The organism is Streptomyces jumonjinensis (assembly GCF_009600885.1).
Classification (GTDB): Bacteria; Actinomycetota; Actinomycetes; order Streptomycetales; family Streptomycetaceae; genus Streptomyces; species Streptomyces jumonjinensis.
Genome location: NZ_VCLA01000194.1, coordinates 74884 through 93499, shown reverse-complemented (window position 1 = coordinate 93499; position 18616 = coordinate 74884). Strand labels below are relative to the sequence as shown.

Here is an 18616-nt window from a genome sequence, read left to right as displayed (position 1 = left end):
GCTGCTCGGCGGCTGAGCCCCCAGGGGAGGGTCCGGGGTCCGGGGAGGTCCGGGAACGCGGCTAGACGGGCGGGGCGGCGGCTGACAGCTCGCGTGCGGCCTCGGTCAGATCCTTCGCGGTGTCGATGGCCCGCCAGTACGCGCCGTTCGGCAGCGGGAAGCCCGCGAGGCGGCGCTCCCGTGCCAGGCCCGGGAAGGTGGTGCGTTCATGGTCGCCGCGCTCGGGCAGCAGATCGGTGAAGGCCGCGGAGAACACGTACACGCCCGCGTTGATCAGATACGGCGACGGCGGCGACTCGATGAAGTCGGTGATGTGCCCGAAGGCATCGGTCTCCACGGCGCCCCAGGGAATCCGGGGGCGGGCGAGCGCGAGGGTCGCGACGGCGTCGCGCTCGGCGTGGAAGGCGGCCATCTCGCGGAGCGAGAAGCGGGTCCAGATATCGCCGTTGGTGGCGTACCACGGGAGTTCGGGGTGGGGCAGGCGGGCGGCGGCGTACTTGAGGCCGCCGCCGCGGCCGAGCGGCTCGGATTCGACGACGGTGGTGACCCGCAGCGGCAGTTCGGTGCTCTCCAGCCACTCCTGGAGCACTTCGGCGAGATGGCCGCAGGAGACGACGGCGTCGGTCACGCCCTCGGCGGCCAGCCAGGAAAGCTGATGGCCGATGATCGGGGTCCCGGTCCCCGGGATCTCGACCATCGGCTTGGGGCGGTCGTCGGTGTACGGGCGCAGCCGTGAGCCCTGGCCGCCCGCCAGAACCACGGCCTGCGTCGGATACGTAGGCGTATGCATGCCGTGAACGATATGCGGCGCGGGCCGCGCGGCCTCTCAGCTGCTCTGGGTCTGCTGGGCGACTCCGGTGGCGAAGGAGGTGTCACAGACGGGCTTGGAGTGGGCCTGGGCGCGGGTGGGCCCGAGCCGGTCGACGGCGGCGCGGCCGAGGGCGCGGGCGATCGACATGCAGTGCTGGGCGAGCGACGGGCGGGCCTCCACCTCGCGCTGGAGGTGGGTGAGGGCGGCGGAGGGGCTCTTCTCCTGGAGTTCGGTCAGGAGCCGGTCGCGCAGCACGTCCTGCGGTGCGCGTGACGTGGCGCGTACGGAGACGTTCTCGGAGGAGGCGGTGAGCATCTGCGACTCGCCGGCCTGTCCGGCCCACGGGACGCTGGTGACCGCGAGGGTTCCGGAGAGCACCAGGACGACGGGCAGAACGAGGGCGAGAGTGCGGCCGATTCGGCGTGCTGTGTGGGTCACGCGAGTGAGCGTAGCGGGCAGTGATGATTTGGCGACATTTAGTCACTCACGTGGGGGACAGTTCTCGACCGTCTTTCGAATCGCGGGTTGACGGATGGAGGCGAAATGCCCGTAGTGGAGGTTTATTTGACCGTGAACGCGGAACGGCCCCGCGGGATCGCGGGGCCGTTCCATGGGTCGCGCCGACTGTCTCCCGGCTGTCCGCCGGTGACTGCCGGGTGCGTGCGCGTCAGTCGGTGAGGCGCTCGCCGGTGGAGGTCGCGAAGACGTGGAGCTCGTCGGGGCGGGGCACGACGTGCAGCGTGGCGCCCTTCTGCGGCACGGAGCGACCGCCGACCCGGACGACCAGGTCCTTCTCCGCGCCGCCGACCTCGGCGGAGCCGTAGACGAAGCCGTCGGAGCCCAGCTCCTCGACGACGTTGACCAGGACGGCGAGACCGGCCGGGGCGTCCGCGGAGTCCTTGGAGAGCGACGTGGCGGCGGCGCCGCCGTGCTCCAGCACATCGAAGTGCTCGGGGCGGATGCCGACGGTGACGGTGGTGTCACCGCGGTCGGCGGCGGCGCTCAGGGCGTCACGGGAGACCGGGACGACGCTGTTGCCGAACTTCACGCCGCCGTCGGTGATCGGGACCTCGATCAGGTTCATCGCGGGGGAGCCGATGAAGCCGGCGACGAAGAGGTTGGCCGGGCGGTCGTACATGTTGCGCGGGGAGTCGACCTGCTGGAGCAGACCGTCCTTGAGCACGGCGACCCGGTCGCCCATGGTCAGGGCCTCGGTCTGGTCGTGGGTGACGTAGACGGTGGTGATGCCGAGCCGGCGCTGGAGCGAGGCGATCTGCGTACGGGTGGAGACACGCAGCTTGGCGTCCAGGTTGGAGAGCGGCTCGTCCATGAGGAACACCTGCGGCTCCCGGACGATGGCACGGCCCATCGCCACACGCTGCCGCTGACCGCCGGAGAGCGCCTTCGGCTTGCGGTCGAGGTACGGGGTCAGGTCGAGGATCTTCGCGGCCTCTTCGACCTTCTTGCGGATCTCGGCCTTGTTGACACCGGCGATCTTGAGCGCGAAGCCCATGTTGTCGGCGACGCTCATGTGCGGGTAGAGCGCGTAGTTCTGGAACACCATGGCGATGTCCCGGTCCTTGGGCGGCAGATGCGTGACATCGCGCTCACCGATGCGGATGGCGCCGCCGTTGACGTCCTCAAGCCCGGCGAGCATGCGCAGGGAGGTGGACTTGCCACAGCCGGAGGGACCGACGAGGACGAGGAACTCCCCGTCCGCGATCTCGATCTCCAGCTGGTCGACGGCGGGCTTCTCGGAGCCCGGGTAGATCCGGGTCGCCTTGTCGAATGTGACGGTAGCCATGGCTGTGTGTCCCCTCACCGGCAGGAACGTGCCGGACGATCCGAGTAAAGGATTGGTGTAGTCCACTCGTGCGGACTGATGGTGACGCTACCCGGCGATTTCTGATCTGTCAGTAACAGGAAGGGAACGAGATCGGGGGGTGGGACGACGCGGCGGTTTGGTTACACTGCTACGGCTGCCTCCTTAGCTCAGTTGGCCAGAGCAACGCACTTGTAATGCGTAGGTCGTCGGTTCGAATCCGACAGGGGGCTCGGCTGGAAGCCAGGTCAGACCCCGTCTGACCTGGCTTTTCTCATATCCGGAGGGTGTTTCGGGGGCGTCGTGGCCTCGCCGGTTGGTGCTGCCTGGTCCAAGGGGAGCGCAAGGGGAGCGCATGTGCGCGGCGGCGGTGCGGCGGGGAGCGCGGGGGATGCCACCGATCCGCCCGGGAACAGTCCGGTGGCGCTCGCCGACGAATGGGCCGGTTTTGTGGAAACGCTCCAAGGCTGACTCGTAGGGTGGAGTCGTGGCAGACGCGAAGGACTCCGTTCCGTTCAAAGCCCTGGTCGCCCAGGCGAGCGCTGTCTTGCTGACCCATGGAGTCGAGGTGGAACCGACCGCCGTGCACGGCGTCGTCGCCCACCTTGTCGAAGGCATGGCCAAGCGCGTCAACATGGACGAGGAGGAAGCCGTCCACCTGGTGACTCCCGAGGCCGTCGCCGACGTCATCCTGAAGGCCACCGCCCACAGAGAAGAGGGAGCTGCCCCACCGCACGCGGTCCGACCGGTCCGGATCGATGACCGCACGGTGAACGTACCCGTCGAGTCACTGGGTCACCTGGTCATGGCCGCCTCACAGGCTGGCAAGTACGCCACCCTCAACGGCGACGGCCCGGCGGCAGCGCACCTCATGGACATCGCTACAGAGATCGGCGCTGCTCTCGTGAAGCGTCATCGCGAAGGGGCCGCCGAGGTTCCCGTCGGAGTGTTCGCAGAACTCGCGGAACTCGTGGACTCGGTCGCCGACCGCGTAGAGGCAGAAGGCTGGAGTATCTGCCCCTGCGGGGAGATGCACGGCCAGAACGAGGTGAACTCCGGAACCGTGCCGGTCATGCGTCACCACGTGGCGCTGGCTCTCCGACTCGCTGAACGGGCTTCGGACTAGTGAACCTCGGGGGGTTCCAGGTCGCTCGGTGGGCGTCCCTGAGTACCTGAGAACCCACCCGGATCCGCCCCGGCCAGGCTGGCGACGGTCTGTCCGACACCCGTATGTCACGAAGGGACGTCGGCCTCGCCCGGGTTCCAGTAGTTCCCGCCGAAAAAACAACGCTAAGGAATAATCCGCAGGTCAGCGCGCGGGTTCCATCGCGGCCTTCTGCTCGTCGTGCTCGCGCAGCATCCGCATCACAGTCGCCGGAGCGGGGTGCTGGCCGCGCTTCTTTCCGGTGCGGATGACGAGGCGGGAGGCGACCTCGCGCAGCGAGAGGTGTTCGTCGTCGCGCAGCCGGAGCGCGGTGGCGAGCATGTCCTCGTCGGAGACCTTCGTACCGCCGATGGCCTTGCCCTTCGTACGGGCGGTCTCCTGGCCTTCGAGGGTCTTGTCGCGGATGTAGTCGCGTTCGGACTCGGCCATGGCGGCGAAGAACGCGAACAGGGCGGCCCCGTGGCCGGCGGGATCGTGCTTGCCGGCCAGCGGGCCGGTGAGGAACTCCAGCTCGATCTCGGCGTCGCGCAGGTCTTCGGCGACCTTGAGGAGTTCCAGGGCGCCGCGTCCCAGCCGTTTCATCTCGTGTACCACGAGCGTGACCTTTGCCCCCAGTGAGCGGTACTCGCGGGCGGCGGCGAGGGCGGCCTTCATCTCGGGCCGCTCGCGCACGCGGGTGCTGATTTGTTCATGGAACAGCCGGTGCACCTGGGAGGCTTCGAGGGCGTCGACCTGGGACTGGATCTCCTGGGTGCGGGTGGAGACGCGGGCGTACCCGAGGCGGATCTCCATCGGGACGGAGGGCGCCGCGAGTTTCTGCACTGGCAGGGCCTGCCAGGTTGAGCCGGGATGCCGTACGGCCGGGGTGGCCACGTGCAGTTCGGAGCGGAGCGCGGGGACGAGCCGGAAGCGGGCGGTGTGGTACTTGAGCGCGACCTTGCCCGCGGTGGTCCGGCAGGGGGAGCCGGCCGGGGCGGTGCAGGTGGACATCGGGCACGGGCTGGCTTCGACGAGCTTATGCGGGTCGGTGATCACGCCAAATCGTTTCACGAGTGCGTTTCACCGACCAAGAGGAAGGAAACGACTGTTGAAAAACACGGTGGCCTGCGGGAACGTCGGTCGGACGCGGTGCTGCAACAGGGACCACCTATGAAACACACGCCAACCGCGCGATGTGGCCGGCTCCGGGCTCATGACACATGGCTGAGTTCCCGGAAGGCGGCTGGCTCGGTGCTGGTCCGGTGACGTTCCGCCATGGGAGGATTCAGGAACGGTGATAGCGCGCCAGCCGGTCGGAATAGGGAGACACATGTCCGAGTCCACACCCAACTCGAAGGGTCCCGCCCAGGTGCAGATGTCGCCCGAGTCGGTGGTGACACCTGCGGAACCGGTACTGGTACCGGTCTCCGAAGTCGACCCCGAGGACGTGGCCACGCTGGCGCTGGAGTACCGCGACGGCCGGCCCGTGATCGTCGCCAGCGGCGGAAAGTTCATCCCGGCAGGGCTCAAGGTCGTGACCGGGGACGGCGAAACCGGGGTGGCCTACAGGAGCAGCCACACGGACCAGGACAAGGCAGTGCTGACGGCGCTCATGGCCCTGAATATCGTCATCCGGACGGCACCCAACGAGAGGTATCCCTTCTCCGCTTGACTCTGCCGGTCACTGCCCCTCCTGCCCGTGCCCCTGGTCCCGGCCGTACGCCGGGACCAGGGCACGGGGGTTTCACCAGTGGAGTCGGTGGAGGGTGCCGGCGTTCCAGGCGAGGGCGATTCCGTGCAGGGCGCTTCCCCGGGGGGCGTCGTAGCCCAGGGAGCCGTTCTCGTCGAAGAAGTGGGTCGAGAGGTACCCGGCCTGGGGAGAGTGGCCGGAGAGGAAGATGCGTTCCCGGGGGAAGTCGTGCACTCCGTAGGCGGCGACGGCGCCGTGGGGCGGCATGGTGCCCCTGTGGTCCCGCACGATGTGGTCCTGCTGGGGCCGCCAGTCCGTCCCGGCGAGGGAGCAGCTCACGACCTTGTAACTGTTGGGGGCGTTACCGTCGGGGACTCTGTCGGGGTAGAACACCCAGATCCTGCCCTTGAACACCACCGCGGCCGGGCTGCCCAAGGCGTTGACCTCGCGGTAGGTGACGAGGTCGTACCAGCCCTGCGTGTTGTCGGGGTTCATGTGGCTGATTCTGATCCATCTGTTGTCGATCCAGACCATGGTCATCGCCCCGTTGACCGTGATGAAGGCGCATTCCTGGCTGTACCCGACGTAGCCTTCTCGCACAGGGCCCACGAGCCGCGCCGTGCGGGGGTCGATACGGGCGGTGAAGCGGTAGCTGCTGACCCAGGTCAGGAACAGTTGGCCGTTGTGGGTGCCGATGTTCACCGTGCTGTTGGCGCGGACGACCGCGCCGGCGTCGTCGCGGACGGCGAGGGGTTTGGCCCAGTGTTCGCCGTCGTAGTGGGTCAGCTGGATGATGTGGGAGGAGTCCTTGTAGGCCACGTAGAGGGTGTCGACCCACTTGTCCTTGATCTCCACGTCCGAGTCCAGGCGCTCGCGCAGGGTGGTCATGGAGGGGCGGCTCGCGGACACCAGGTGGGGGATCTTCACCGGGGTGGACCACGTGTCGTTGTAGAAGATGGAGTGGCTGAGCCCGGTGGCGATGACCGGGCCGAAGGAGACCTCGATGGTCAGGGTGTGCTTGCCCCCGCCGCCGCCGTCGAAGACCAGGTCGGAGCGTCCGCCGTTGGTGGCCGCCATACGGGCCAGGGCGGCGCGGGTGTAGGCGACGGTCTTCTCGGCGACGAAGTCGTCCTTGTTCAGGGACATGATCCAGTTGACCAGGGCCGAGGCCGCCGCCACCAGCGCCAGGAACACCGCCTCCCAGGTGGGGCCTTCCTCCAGCGCGGCCTCGGCGAAGGTGCGGGCGATGTCGGCAAGGACCTGGCGGACCTCATTGGGGCTGCTGTGGTCGGCCTCCCAGACCTGGATGTTCCCGGCCATGAACTTCTCGGCCGCGCCCTTGAACAGGTACGCGTCCGTCCCGAAATCGCGCACGGTCCCCGTGGAGATGCCGCCGTACTCGGGAGACAGGACGACGATCTGCGCCTTGGTGTCACCGGCCGCCGCCGACATCCAGTAGATCTCGTCCCTGCCCTCCTCCCCGGACTCGCGGTCGCACCGGAACTTCACGAACCGCACCCGCGCCTCGTAGACGTCGTCGACCTCGAACTCGGTGCCCTTCACCGGCGCCCCGGTGACCACCACCACGTTCTCCTCACCGGTGAGGACCCCCCGGCCCAGGTCCTCGACCGTGACCCGGCGCACGGTGGGCAGGTCCGCGACCTCGGCGTCGATCGCGGGCAGCAGTGCCCGCACGTCCTCGACGCCGACGCCCTCCCTGAGGGACCGCCGCGTGATCAGCGGGGGGAACAGGGAGTCCGCGCCCGCGCGGGAGGCGGGCTCGGCGTAGACCCGGCCGAACTCGGCCAGGGTCTCCTGGCCGAACAGGAAGGCGAACTGGTCGGTCAGCCGCTTCTCCAGCGGCGTGAGTTCCAGGCCCTGCTCGCGGCGCGCCGCACCGTGCAGGAGAGTCCCGATCAGCACGTTCGCCGCCGGGCTCTGCCGTAATCGCCGGCCCTCGCGCGAACCGGCTCCGGTGCCGGACAACTGCTCGCGCAGCCGCGCGACCCGTTCGTCCGGTGTGAGAAACGTGGACATGCGGCCTCCCGACCGTGGTCACCGGCATGACACGGCCCCACACCGGGAACCGGGCACCGCGAGGCGAACCCGGCGTGAACCCGGGACCCCCGCGAAGCCCGCCGCCGCGGCGCGAGCCCTCCGCTCACCGTAGGACCCGCCGTCACCTCATGCAGCCGAACATTCACAGGCGGCCGGAAACCGTCCCGTGATCACCGAGATCACCCCAAATCAGAAGAAGCCTCGCGGGCTTAGCGTTGTTTTTTCGGCGGGAACTACTGGAACCCGTCGCCCAGAGGCTGCGTGGGAACCTGCAACAGAGCGGAGTCGGGTTCACCGGTTGAGCCGGTGGGCGATTCATCCCGGGTGGCCTGCTGCTGCATCACCACCTGAAGCTGCTGAGTAAGAAGCTTGATCGACTGGGATTGACTCTTGTGGGCTGCCGCGCTCTTTTCGAGGTGCCCGGCAATCAAGTGCGCGCTCCACTCTGGGGAGTCGGTGTCAAGGGCTGATTCCTTGAGGGCTTCGAGATCCACGGTGTAGACGAGGGGCTCGATCGGGCCAAACGGGCCAACTGCCTCAATCCTGAACTCGTAGACCAACGGAAGATCCGAGTTGTAAAGGCGGTGACTCACGTCCATCACGAAGGGGAGTCGCCGCTTCGGCGGCAGGGTGGCAATCGGACGGCCGACCGCGCGTGCGAGGATCGCAGCTCTCTCCGCCCCCAAGGTTGTCTCCAGCGGGGGATCCACAGTGATGCGTACGTCACGCGCAGGGGTCTGGCCGATGTTTTCAACGACCAGTACCAGCAGCGAGGACCCCGGGATCCGGGGGCGAATGTCCACGATGACATATGGCTCTGCCTGCTCGCGCTGGGCCTTTACCGTGAGGGCGTTTGCTTCGGCTACGGCTCTCGCCTGGCGGACGAAAGCCGGGCCCGTTTGACGGGCCCGGCTATGTCCGCTGCTGTGGACTAGGCAGGCGATTTGCCCTGCGCACCTGCTCCGCAGGAGCACTCGCAGCTACAGCGAAGCGAAGCTCCGATCGCGGTAGCGGCACGTGCCGCTCGCTGTCCGATGACCGAGCGGATTGCGCTGGGTGCCCGGGGGACGAGCTTGACCACGGCTTCGGCGGCTTCGCGGGCGAGGTCATCGAGGACGGACTGGTAGATGTCCCGGGTGATGCGGGTGTCGCTGTGGCCGAGGGTCTCGGAGACGACCTTGATGTCCACGTCGGCCGCGAGCATCAGGGTCGCGGCACCATGGCGGAGGTCGTGCAGACGGATGGGTGGGAGGCCGGCCTCGGCGACGAGGCGGTCGAAGAGGTCCGAGATCTTCCCGGGGTGCAGCAGGGAGCCGTCCTCTTCGGTGAAGATCCGGCCGGTGTCCTGCCAGGCAGTGCCCCACTTGGCCTTCTCAGCGTCCTGGATCACCCGCCGGGCCTCGACGCTCTCGACGGTCTCCGTGTCGAGGGCGACGACCCGGATGCCGCTGTTGGTCTTCGGCAGGCCCTCGTGGACGTCCCAGCCATCCTGGACGAGTTGGGTGGCGATGGTGAGGGAACGATTCTTCGCCGAGAAGTCCGTCCAGCGCGGGGCGCAGCCTTCACCTCGCCGGACGCCCCGGAAGGCGAGTAGCCGCCACATCGCCTCCAGACGGTGGCCCAGAATGTGGTCGAGGAAGGTTCCGAGCTGCTCCGGGGTCCAGACCATGACCGGGGAGGGGCGCACGCCGGTGCGCTTCCACTCGGCGATCCGTTCGTCGGTCCAGAGCAGGGCCTTGGGCTTGGTGCCGGGCAGTAGTTCGACGTGCTCGGCGGCGTTGTAGCCGGAGGGCAGGATGCGCTGGCCGATGGCGACGTTGAGCGCGGCTCGCAGGGTGTCGCGGATGTGGTGCTGGGTGTTGACACTGGTGCCTCGGCGGAAGGGCGGCATCTCGGCGATGGCGGCCTTCATCGCATTGCGCCGGGCGCGGTTCTCGGCCCCCTTCCAGGGGATCTCCTTCAGCTCGGCGAGGGCGGCCCGGCGCTGGGTGTTCTGCTCCTGGATCTCGATGTTCCGCTCGTTGATCGCGTCGAACATCCGGTTCAGGTGCTGGACCGTGAGCTTGTCGAGGCGTATCTCGCCCAGGTGTGGCTTGAGGTGGACGCGGATGTCGACCTCGTACCGCTTGTAGCCGCCGACGCGCAGGCTCTTCTTGCCGCCGAGCCACTCATCGAGCCACTCGGCGACGAGCGTCCGCGCGTTGAGGGGCTGCCCAGCCTTCAGCCGCTCCCGCGTTGTGTCGTAGTCCGGGAGGACATCCTTGCCCGCAGCGCACTGCTCCAGCATGTCGCTGACGGCGAGGAGGCCCTCGGGGTCGTCCTCGTCGGGGATGGCGAGCAGGGCCCGGACCTTGGCGAGTTCCTTGGTCGCGTCGGTCGAGGACGCGAAGCCGGAGCGCCGGAACTCCCGGCGGGTCCCATCCGGTCGGTTGACCAGCTCGTGCCGGATCGACCAGGTTCCGTGCCGCCGGTTGGACAGCTTCGGGCATGTACTGCCCCAGTTCTTCCCCGTCTCGGGATTCCGGCAGGAGCAGCGCCGCGTGGCCGTGCCGCCCTGGGCGGTCTTCGTACTCAAACCCGGCCCTCCCCAGAGGACTTGTCGATGACGGCCACCTCCGGCGGAAGGCCGGGCGGGACCAGGTCGCGCTCGCGCATCCGCTCACGGAAGGCGTGCAGCTCGCGCCGGTCCTCCCGGGCCAGCTCCTCGTACGAGGCGACAGTCTCCAGGAGCACATCCCTGCGTCCGGCGTCGGTGGCGAGGGCGGCCTTGCGGCGGCGCTCCTTCGCCATGCGGGCAGAGGTGAGTGCGGTGGCGACGGCGTCGCTGTGGGCGCGGAAGAGGTCGAGGACCTCGCGGGAGGAGCCCTCCGGGGCGGGCTGGTCGAGCCGGGTCTCGCCGGTGAACCACGCCAGCCCGTCCCAGGTCGGGACTTCCTGGCCGGGGAGGACCTCCACCATGCCTTCGGCGTCCAGTGGGAACATGAGGGTGACGGGAGGGACTCCGTACACCTTGGCCAGGACCAGGAACTCCCCGAGATCCACCGAGGTGCGTCGGCCGAGTTCGAGGTTGGTGATCGTGGTCTTCGGGACCGGCAGACCCAGGTCGGTACATGCCGCGGACGCATCGGCGACGGTGAGGCTGGCGGCCTTCCGCGCCCGGCGCATCTGCGAGGCCACCCGGGCGGTGAACGCGGGTGCCCAATCGTTCGTTGTCATGCATGCAAGTTACGCACGGGAAAGGTGTGGCTGCAACATCCGTGATACAGATTCTGCCGTCAGGGCAATTCTGGTGATCGGAACACATCATGGCTGCACAGGGCACTGTCCGAGGGATGACCCGTGAGGAGCTGCTCGCCCTCCCCGTGGCGGTCGATCTCGACACCGCGAACAAGGCCCTCACCATCGGCCGCAGCACCGGCTACGCCCTCGCCAAGCAGGGCGACTACCCGGTCACGGTCCTCCGACTCGGCAACGCCTACCGCGTCGTCACCGCCGACCTCCACCGGCTCCTCGGCGTCACGCCAGAGCTGGCTGCCGGACCGGCCGAGTGGTGCGTGCAGGGGGCGTCGTCGTGATGGCCCAGGTTCAGGGGTCACCCTGTAACAGGAGCCGTCACTTGGCCCGGCCGCTCAAGCCGGCCCCTGTCCGGTTATCCCACCGCCTCCCAGCGCCAGGGCCGGGGGCCCCGGCGCCCCCGGACACAGGCGAGCCGGTACCGTGCTTGCTGGAGCGCGCCCGAGTTCTGGTCGGCGGTCTGAAGGGCGAAGGTCACCAGACGAAGTTCCCTCACCGCTCGCATGACCGGGTATCCGTCCCACGACCGGACGTCGTACCCGTACGCGGTACAGAACCGGCGGTACTCTTCTTCGGAGAGTGTGCCGAACGTGTCCACCGCGATCGCGGTCGAGGTGAGATCCCACTCCCGCATCCCCAAGGACACCCGCTCAAAGTCCAGAAGGTACCGTCGGCCGTCTTCCGTGACGGCACAATTTCCGCCCCAGGCATCGCCGTGGATCACGCACGGAGCCTGTCCGGCTGGGAGCCCCACCCATGCGTGCTGGAGTTCGCCGAGACGGGCAGTGAGGAACCGCCGGTCGTCTCCTCCTATGCAGCGCGCTGCGGCGATCCGTTCGGCGACCCGCACGAATGGGTCCATCAGGCCGAGCGGAACGGTGCTGGGTGGGGGAAGGTCGTGCAGGCGGCGGAGGAGCGGTGCCAGGTCGGCCGGCGTTCCGCTCTGGTGGGGTGGCAGTTCTTCCCAGAATGTCGCTGCACGCCCGGCGGCATGCACAGGTTGTTCCAGGTCCAGGGGGCGTACGGCCGGCACCTTCTGGGTGGCGAGCCATCGTGTGACCGCTACTTCGCGGGCTGCCGCAGCGGACTGGCCCGCACGGGCGATACGCAGCACGATGCCTTCCGGAAGACGCCAGAGGTCGTTCTCGGCGAGGCGTATCGGCACCGCCCCGTTGGAGGACAACCCGGCGGTCAAGGTGACCTGCCGCAAGACCTCGAACGGTGCGTCGTGGGAAGTGGAGTCGGGTCTCATGCCCGGACAACAGCCCCGATACGCCTGCGCAGCTCGATCACCTCTGGGGACCTGTGCCGTGCCGACGCCAGCGAGAGCGCCCGGACATCATCGGCTGCCCGCTTGGAGCGGAGCCTCCCGACCTCGTTGAGCGCCCGGTTCGCGGTGGCCACAGCCTCGTGAGGATCCCCGGTCGACATCATGAGCGTCGCCAGCTTCGTGCCGGAGAACGCCCGGGAGCGCACGTACGCGTTGGTATGACCATTGACCGCGGTCCGCAATCGCTCCGCTGCCTCCCGGGGGCTCTGTCCGGGCAGGAGGGCGATGTCGAACAGCGCGTGACCGGTGTCGCCGTAGTGCTGAGCGTGATCGTAGAACGACATCCAGACGACGTCCTCCCCCGGCCGTGCCCGGCTGAACGCGTCGTCGGACCGGCCGATGGCGGCCAGCGCTTCCTGCCGCTTCTCCATCTTCGCCCAGGCACGCGCTCTCGCGTTGTGCAGCATGGCCTGCTCACGGGGGGTGAGCCGGTCAGCGCGCACCAGCCCGTTCTCTGCATGGGTCAGACCGGTGTTCGGGGATCCGAGCCAGATGTCCTGGCGAGCCAGTACGTTGAGGGCCCGCGCCCGAAGGTGCCAGTTGTCGGCGGCCTCCGCGCAGTGCACGCCAAAGGTCACCAGCCGACGAGCGTTGTCGTGTTCGTAGGCATCGAACGCCGAGGCTCCGATCGTGATGGCCAGCCGCCCGACCGCTGTGAACAGGTTCTTCTCCAGGGCAGGCGGGCATTTCACGCTGAGCAGATTCCTCGCCCAGTTCAGGTGGCCGACAGATGCCTCCCGGACCATGCCGCCGCCACCGTGCAAGTTGTCCCATCCGGCGAGGGTCGTGGCGGCAGCATCCACCTGTTCGATGTCTTCGGCGTGGACAGTTTTGGGAGGGGGGCTCTGGCCAGCCTTCGGGATCAGGCTGGTGAAGGGAATCGGAATCAGAGCGGCTGCACCGCTCATGGCGAAGGCACGGCGTTCCACGGGAGGCACTCCATCCAGACGGGTCGATCGGTCCGACTCCAGGATGCCCGGGACCCTCAGCTCGACGCCGTCCACCGATTCTGTGCAGCCGGAGTTGTCCGCATCAGCACGGCACTTGTCCGCTTCCACTCGGCTCCACAGCCGACGTAAGGCACCGCCGGCGTCGAGTACCTCGTCAAGCCGGCCAGCCAGGGCGGTGTCGCACGGGCGCTCGTTCTTCTCGATGCGTTCGATGGTCGTACCGCTGAGGTTGACCAGCTCGCCCAACTGCCTTGACGACAGCTTCCGCACCCGTCTCCAGTTGCGAAGCTCTACGCCCCACCAATCGCGCGTGGACTTCAGATCATCCAGCCGTTTCGGCTTCTGTGGCATTGCGTGCCTCCGAGCGACCTGATGCGGACAACATCCTGAGCTTCACCTTGTCCGCATCGCCGAACGATTCCACACTTCCCGGTTCTGGTACTGCCCGCCAGACCTTCACGGCCAACCGATGGGGCCGGCTCGACACCCGGCCGACGAAGCCCGGTCCGGGGTTCCAGGCGGCCGGGCCGGGCTACGAGCGTTCAGGCGGTCAACGTCAGCGCGGGTGGAGCGCGCCTGTGCGTACCGCAGAAGTGAAGGAGGCCCATGGACCACGAGCGATGCCGACCATGGGGCCCCCGGGGACCTTGGAGTCCCGGACGAGGACGACCTCTGGCACGTTTGTCGCGCACTCGACGCACTCGTTCTGGGGTGAGGCGCTGTAGCTGCTCTTGAACCACTGGGGCTTGGGCTGTTCCACTGATCTTCCTCAGTTCCGGTGTCGCAGGTGGGACTTGCTGGCCTCGGCGATCATGGCAGCCGAGGAGACAGGATCCAGCGCCTCGTGGCGCAGGAACGCTATGGCGCTGGCGAACTCCTTACGGGCCTGATCCTCTTCAAGGACCAGAGTGCCGACCTGGTTCTCGACAAAGGTGACGTCCAAGGACGGATCGGAGCCGCCATACACGATGAAGCTGTTGACTGCGGCGGTGCAGATGCCAGCCGAGAAGGGCAGAACCTGGATGGTGATGTTGGGTTCGTGCCCTCGCTCCAGCAGGTAGCTGAGCTGGGCGGACATGACGTCTGGGCCACCCACTGAACGCCGGATTACGGCCTCGTCCAGCACCACCTGATATCGGGGCGGGCTGGCGCGATCGAGGATCTGCTGGCGCCGTCTCCTCATGAACAGGTACTCGTCGAGGGCCTCGTCGGACAATTCGTGTCCTGGGGTCGCCTTGATCGCTCTGGCGTACTCCATGGTCTGCAGCAGCCCCGGGATCACACCCACCGTGTGCTGGCTGATCCGGGTGGCCTCGTCCTCCACGGCGATCAACAGCCGCATAGGTTGAGCCAGCTTGCCCGCGTAGGGCACCCACCAGCCATCTTTGACCTTGGAGTTTTTCGCCAGGTCGACCAGGGCTTCCCGCTCCTCGGCCGGGGCTTCGTAGGCGCGGCAGAGCATTTCGACGTGGCCCCAGCGAACGTTCCCCTTGGCCCGCTCATACCTGCTCACCGTTGCCTTCGAGAGACCGGCGAGTTCTCCGGCACGCTCGGCGGTCATGCCTCGCTGCTCTCGCAGCGCCAGCAACCTGAAACCGAGCTGTCGCCGCCGAGCTGTCGGCTCGTCCTCCTCGGCCGGCCTGCTCTGAGGAGTCTCCTTGGGCGGTCTCGTCATGGCCATGCTCCCTTGGTGAGTGCAGCAAGTGTTGCCGCTGGCCTACGGCAGCCACAAGGAAGTTACACGGCGGAACAACCGGGTGGGCGGGCCCGGCATATTCACGGAACGGCCATGCGGACACTTCCAGTGTGAGCGTTACAGGGAGAGAGATCCCGATGCCATACTCCAACCCGATCACTACCGGAGGCAGTTGATCCGAAACTCCGGGTGATCGTGATGTGAGGTGTGTCGCTCCCACGACGAGGACGTTCGCGATGGATTCCTTGACCGGCTCCGCTGCTTACCCTGAGGGGGCCGCCGTGACCCTGCGAAGGGCTGTTGCAGCGGCTGTTGTCTCTCCGCCGCGTCCTTCAACCGGTTGCCATGCCGACGAGTTCGAGTGGCACCACTTCGCAGCCGGCGAGGTGATCGGCTCCCCAGGACGTGCACCGTTTCCCCGATGCGCCGTATCGGTCCTGAAATCTGCACCCGCTCGCCTGATTCGTCCTCACGCCCACCTGCTGGGAGAACGCTCATGACGAAAGGGCTCCCCCCTGCGGCGAATCGTTCGGCCGCACTTCACAGCTTCACCGTGGGCTTCGCCCCCGCCGAGTACCGCGTCCGGCAGATGCGGCGGATCACCTACGCCAACCTCTGCCACTGGGGCCTGGACGACTTGACCGACGCCGCGACGCTGGTCGTCTCCGAGCTGGTCACCAACGCGATCCAGCATGCCGGCGGGGGCCCGGTCTCGCTGTCGGTCGAGCACCATCCCTGTGAACTGCTCGTCGAGGTTACCGACGGAAGCCAGGTCGTCCCTGTTCCCCGCCAGGCCGGGGACGACGACGAGAGCGGGCGTGGGCTGTTCCTGATCGCCGCCATGGCCGAGGCGTGGGGTGTGAGCGAAGACGGAGGGACGAAGTGGTGTTCCCTCCCCCTCCCCACGGACAACTCCCGGCGGTCGGCATGACAGCCGTGCCCACGGCCCTCGATGACCTGCCCGTGCGGGACGCGGCGGCTGGGGCACGGCGGGTCGAGCCCGCGCGGCCCGCCTCCCAGGATCTCCTGTTGAAGCTGACCAGCAGCTTGCGGAAGTCCTTCATCGAGGAGGGCGTGGAGGACGTTCTGGAACGGATTCTCGGCTGGGGCGCTGAGGCGCTGTCCCCGGAGGAGACCAGGAACCTTGTCCGCAGTCTCCGTGCTTGCCTCTGGCCGCTGGTGACCGGTGCGCTGCACGACACGAAGGGCCGTCCGGACGACGTCCTCCGTCAGCTCGTCAAGGCGGCGGTCCGGCTCGACGCCGAAGGAGGCAAGGAGGGATTCATGCCGACCGAGTCGCACGCGCGTCTCCTGGCCTCGCTCGTCAGCGACCTCCTCGACCGCGCCGGCGACCCGGAAAGCGAGGGGTCGAAGTGAAGGAACTCCCGCGTACGTACTGGTGTCACCTTGACGAAGCTGCCCCGGGGACCGTCCGGACCCCGCTGTCCGGCGGCACCACCACAGCCTCCGGGGAAGCCGTCCAGTGGGTGCGCGACTCCGTGCGTACGGTCGCACCGCTCCTGGGCCGGGAGGACTTCCACACGGTCTGGGGATGGCTGGGCGACCATCCGGCTGCTGACGCTGCGGTGATCGCGCTCCGCCAGGGCCAGCCCTACACCTTCACGACCGCGACGCCCGGGGACGGACGGCTGAGGTGGACCGTCTACCCGGTCACCGTCCTCCCGCTCGCGGACACGGGATGCCTCCCACCTCCTGCGCCTTCGCACACGTCCCCCGTCTCTCACCCCGGCACCACCTGGAGCACCGCGTGAACGTATACGCCTCCCACCCTCGCCCAGGCGAGTCGTCCCTTCCCGGGGCGATCAGGGACTTGGACACGGTGTGCCGGGAAGCGGGTCTGCTCCTCGCGGTCAGTCCCAGCGTCGATGACCCGAAGGCCAGGGTCGAGCTGGGCACCGTCAATGAGGAAACGGTCGTTCAGCTGACGGGTCTGCTGCGCACGGGCATGAAGCGCGCGTACGAAACGGTGGACGGGCTGCGTCGGGCGCTGGCCGCCCATGATCTGGAGACTCCCGGCTTGGGGCTGATACACCGGGAGATAGTGCTCGGTGATCTCACCGTGCCGACTTCGGAGCGCCTGGCTCAACTTCTGGGAGCGCCTCCGCAGGAGTCGCGGTCGGCCTTGGATCTGGACGACTGGCCGGAGGCGGAGAAGGTCGTCGCACGCCTCCACGAGGCGTTTCGCAGTGCTACGGGGATCACGTTCCTCGACCTGCTGTTCCACCCCGAATGCCTCCGCTGCGGGAAGACGCCCGTCATTTCCACGGGCCCCATCCCCCTCAAGGCCGCCCGCCGGCTGCTGCGTGCCCTGGAGTACGGGGGCAGCCGATGATTCCGCCGCTCGATCAGCCGTTCATCGCCAGGGATCTCCTGCACCGGGCTGCCACGGCCCGCCGGCACCGCCACCAGCTCTTCCGGTCCCAGCTTCCTGCCGCTGAGGCCGGACAGGCGCGGCACCTCGATTACACCAACTCCCAGGTCTTACGGCGGATCGTCGCGGAACACGGCTGGCCCACCCCGACCCTGGTCGGCGGGGCGGCGGTCTTCGCCGCGTGGGAGATCGCCCTGCACGCCGACCCGATGGCCGACTTCCAGCGCCTGGCGCTGAAACTGCTGGTCGGCGCCGTCGAACGGGGGGAGGCGACTGCGCAGCAGTGGGCGCACCTCCACGACCGGTGCGCGGTCAACGCGGGGGACCGCCAGCTCTACGGCACCCAGTACCGCATGGGCCAGGGCGGTCCGGAGCCGGCGCCTGTCCAGGACCCCGAGCAGCTCGATCTGCGCCGTGCCACGGTAGGTCTGCCGCCGTACGCGCAGGCACGGAGCACCCTGCGGCGCCGTCTCGGGTGGGCTCCGCAAACCGAACCGGCCCCCGGACACGGGTTACCCGATCTCGTCGCGGAGCTGGCGGGGGTGACGGCATGACGACGACTCCCTGCCCGGTGGAGCTGGAGCAGCTGGGTCCCGACCACTTCTCCCGTGCCCGGGCCCCCAGGGTGTACGAGGTGCTGCTCGGCGGGACCGAGATGTACCAGTGCGACCGGGACACGGCCCTCGACCTCTACATGGTCGCGGCCTGGGTGATGCTCGCCGCCCGGACGAACCGCTGGTTCACCGAGGTGGCCACCGAGACCGTGCTCCGCCTCGGTGTCCGGCAGTTCCTCGACCTCGGCTGCGGCCTGCCGAACCGACCCGACCTCCACCAGCTCGTGCCCGAGGGCTGCCCCGTCGTCTACACCGACCGCGACCCCGGCGTTCTCGCCCACGCGAAGACCCGGCTCGACCCCGGCCCGCCGTACAGGACGACCGTGGTGGCCGCCGACCTGCTGGACATGGAACGGCTGCTCGCCTCGCCGGAGGTGACCGGGGCGTTCGACCTCTCGCAGCCGATCGCGGTCACGGTGCACGACGTGCTCCCGTGGAACACGGACGGCACCGCGATCACGGACGCGATGGCCGCCCTTCGGGCCTGGCTGCCGGTGGGCAGCACCTTGTCGATCACCCACCTCACCCCCGACCTCAACCCCGGCCAGGTGCCCGAGGTCGTCTCCGTCTACGAGCGCCACGGCATCGCCGTCCGCCCGCGCAGCCGCGCCGAGGTCAACGCCTTCTTCGGCGATTTCACCCACCTCGGCGCCGGGCTCGCGCCCGTGAGCCAGTGGTCCGCCCACGGCTCGAACGTCCGCCACTTCAACCCGTACCCCGCCCGCGCCTCCGACGCCCCGGCGTTCGCCGGCATCACGGTCAAGACCGACCACAGCCGCCGCTGACGGCAGCCGTCCGCGCCTCTCGAACCGCCG

The 18616-nt window shown here is 68.3% G+C and carries 21 protein-coding genes and 1 tRNA gene; 10 read left to right on the top strand and 12 right to left on the bottom strand.

Features of this window, described 5'->3' with window-relative positions; all coding sequences use genetic code 11:
* Positions 1–61 precede the first annotated feature (61 nt).
* The 3 genes from FF041_RS32925 to FF041_RS32915 all read right to left on the bottom strand — a co-directional run bounded on the left by FF041_RS32925 (position 62) and on the right by FF041_RS32915 (position 2615).
* Positions 62–790 (bottom strand): nucleotidyltransferase family protein, encoded by a 729-nt coding sequence (locus FF041_RS32925; RefSeq protein ID WP_153526142.1) that lies wholly within the window; start codon positions 788–790, stop codon positions 62–64.
* Between the two features lie 36 nt (positions 791–826).
* Complete coding sequence (locus FF041_RS32920; protein WP_323393401.1) at positions 827–1249, bottom strand: hypothetical protein; 423 nt, start codon at positions 1247–1249, stop codon at positions 827–829.
* A gap of 229 nt (positions 1250–1478) precedes the next feature.
* Positions 1479–2615, bottom strand: a complete 1137-nt coding sequence (locus FF041_RS32915) for an ABC transporter ATP-binding protein (protein WP_153526140.1) — start codon at positions 2613–2615, stop codon at positions 1479–1481.
* A gap of 177 nt (positions 2616–2792) precedes the next feature.
* Between FF041_RS32915 and FF041_RS32910 the strand changes: the two genes are divergently transcribed.
* Both FF041_RS32910 and FF041_RS32905 read left to right on the top strand, forming a co-directional pair.
* Positions 2793–2866 (top strand) — tRNA-Thr (locus tag FF041_RS32910).
* A gap of 254 nt (positions 2867–3120) precedes the next feature.
* Positions 3121–3759 carry a hypothetical protein gene (locus FF041_RS32905; RefSeq protein WP_194292272.1) on the top strand — a complete coding sequence of 213 codons (639 nt, stop codon included), beginning with the start codon at positions 3121–3123 and terminating at the stop codon, positions 3757–3759.
* 183 nt (positions 3760–3942) lie between these two features.
* Here the strand turns inward: FF041_RS32905 and FF041_RS32900 are convergent, their stop codons facing one another.
* Positions 3943–4788, bottom strand: coding sequence for a recombinase family protein (locus FF041_RS32900; protein ID WP_153526139.1), 846 nt, complete (start codon positions 4786–4788; stop codon positions 3943–3945).
* A gap of 358 nt (positions 4789–5146) precedes the next feature.
* On the opposite strand from FF041_RS32900, the gene FF041_RS32895 reads away from it, so the two are divergent.
* The gene (locus FF041_RS32895) at positions 5147–5449 is read left to right on the top strand and encodes a hypothetical protein (protein WP_153526138.1); all 303 of its coding nucleotides are present in this window, start codon (positions 5147–5149) and stop codon (positions 5447–5449) included.
* A 72-nt stretch (positions 5450–5521) separates the two neighbouring features.
* On the opposite strand, the gene FF041_RS32890 is transcribed toward FF041_RS32895, so the two are convergent.
* The 4 genes from FF041_RS32890 to FF041_RS32875 form a co-directional block, all read right to left on the bottom strand.
* Positions 5522–7504 (bottom strand): hypothetical protein, encoded by a 1983-nt coding sequence (locus FF041_RS32890; RefSeq protein WP_153526137.1) that lies wholly within the window; start codon positions 7502–7504, stop codon positions 5522–5524.
* Positions 7505–7758: 254 nt separating this feature from the next.
* Positions 7759–8328 carry a hypothetical protein gene (locus FF041_RS32885; RefSeq protein WP_153526136.1) on the bottom strand — a complete coding sequence of 190 codons (570 nt, stop codon included), beginning with the start codon at positions 8326–8328 and terminating at the stop codon, positions 7759–7761.
* Between the two features lie 128 nt (positions 8329–8456).
* The gene (locus FF041_RS32880) at positions 8457–10100 is read right to left on the bottom strand and encodes a tyrosine-type recombinase/integrase (RefSeq protein ID WP_153526135.1); all 1644 of its coding nucleotides are present in this window, start codon (positions 10098–10100) and stop codon (positions 8457–8459) included.
* Entirely contained in the window at positions 10097–10741 is a 645-nt protein-coding gene (locus FF041_RS32875; protein ID WP_153526134.1) for a helix-turn-helix domain-containing protein, read from the bottom strand. The genes FF041_RS32880 and FF041_RS32875 overlap by 4 nt, the downstream gene beginning before the upstream one ends.
* 89 nt (positions 10742–10830) lie before the next feature.
* Between FF041_RS32875 and FF041_RS32870 the strand changes: the two genes are divergently transcribed.
* On the top strand, positions 10831–11100 hold the full coding sequence (locus tag FF041_RS32870) for an integrase (RefSeq protein ID WP_153526133.1): 270 nt from the start codon (positions 10831–10833) through the stop codon (positions 11098–11100).
* Between the two features lie 74 nt (positions 11101–11174).
* Here FF041_RS32870 and FF041_RS32865 read toward each other — a convergent pair whose 3' ends face one another.
* The 4 genes from FF041_RS32865 to FF041_RS32850 form a co-directional block, all read right to left on the bottom strand.
* A complete protein-coding gene (locus tag FF041_RS32865; protein WP_153526132.1) occupies positions 11175–12071 on the bottom strand; it encodes a phosphotransferase family protein in 897 nt (298 codons plus the stop codon).
* Complete coding sequence (locus tag FF041_RS32860; protein WP_153526131.1) at positions 12068–13450, bottom strand: helix-turn-helix domain-containing protein; 1383 nt, start codon at positions 13448–13450, stop codon at positions 12068–12070. Before FF041_RS32860 ends, FF041_RS32865 begins: the two co-directional genes overlap by 4 nt.
* 205 nt (positions 13451–13655) lie before the next feature.
* On the bottom strand, positions 13656–13859 hold the full coding sequence (locus FF041_RS32855; protein ID WP_323393394.1) for a DUF397 domain-containing protein: 204 nt from the start codon (positions 13857–13859) through the stop codon (positions 13656–13658).
* A gap of 9 nt (positions 13860–13868) precedes the next feature.
* Complete coding sequence (locus FF041_RS32850; RefSeq protein WP_153526200.1) at positions 13869–14774, bottom strand: helix-turn-helix domain-containing protein; 906 nt, start codon at positions 14772–14774, stop codon at positions 13869–13871.
* Positions 14775–15291: 517 nt separating this feature from the next.
* On the opposite strand from FF041_RS32850, the gene FF041_RS32840 reads away from it, so the two are divergent.
* From FF041_RS32840 to FF041_RS32815, 6 genes are read left to right on the top strand one after another with little or no spacing between them, the layout of a single operon-like run.
* Positions 15292–15726 (top strand): ATP-binding protein, encoded by a 435-nt coding sequence (locus tag FF041_RS32840; protein WP_153526130.1) that lies wholly within the window; start codon positions 15292–15294, stop codon positions 15724–15726.
* Positions 15723–16172, top strand: coding sequence for a DUF6415 family natural product biosynthesis protein (locus FF041_RS32835; protein WP_153526129.1), 450 nt, complete (start codon positions 15723–15725; stop codon positions 16170–16172). Before FF041_RS32840 ends, FF041_RS32835 begins: the two co-directional genes overlap by 4 nt.
* Complete coding sequence (locus FF041_RS32830; RefSeq protein WP_153526128.1) at positions 16169–16567, top strand: hypothetical protein; 399 nt, start codon at positions 16169–16171, stop codon at positions 16565–16567. Before FF041_RS32835 ends, FF041_RS32830 begins: the two co-directional genes overlap by 4 nt.
* On the top strand, positions 16564–17148 hold the full coding sequence (locus tag FF041_RS32825) for a hypothetical protein (RefSeq protein ID WP_228388798.1): 585 nt from the start codon (positions 16564–16566) through the stop codon (positions 17146–17148). The genes FF041_RS32830 and FF041_RS32825 overlap by 4 nt, the downstream gene beginning before the upstream one ends.
* Positions 17145–17741: a DUF6624 domain-containing protein gene (locus FF041_RS32820; RefSeq protein WP_153526127.1), complete on the top strand. Its 597-nt coding sequence runs from the start codon at positions 17145–17147 to the stop codon at positions 17739–17741. The genes FF041_RS32825 and FF041_RS32820 overlap by 4 nt, the downstream gene beginning before the upstream one ends.
* A complete protein-coding gene (locus FF041_RS32815) occupies positions 17738–18586 on the top strand; it encodes an SAM-dependent methyltransferase (RefSeq protein ID WP_153526126.1) in 849 nt (282 codons plus the stop codon). The genes FF041_RS32820 and FF041_RS32815 overlap by 4 nt, the downstream gene beginning before the upstream one ends.
* The last annotated feature ends 30 nt before the right edge of the window (positions 18587–18616 follow it).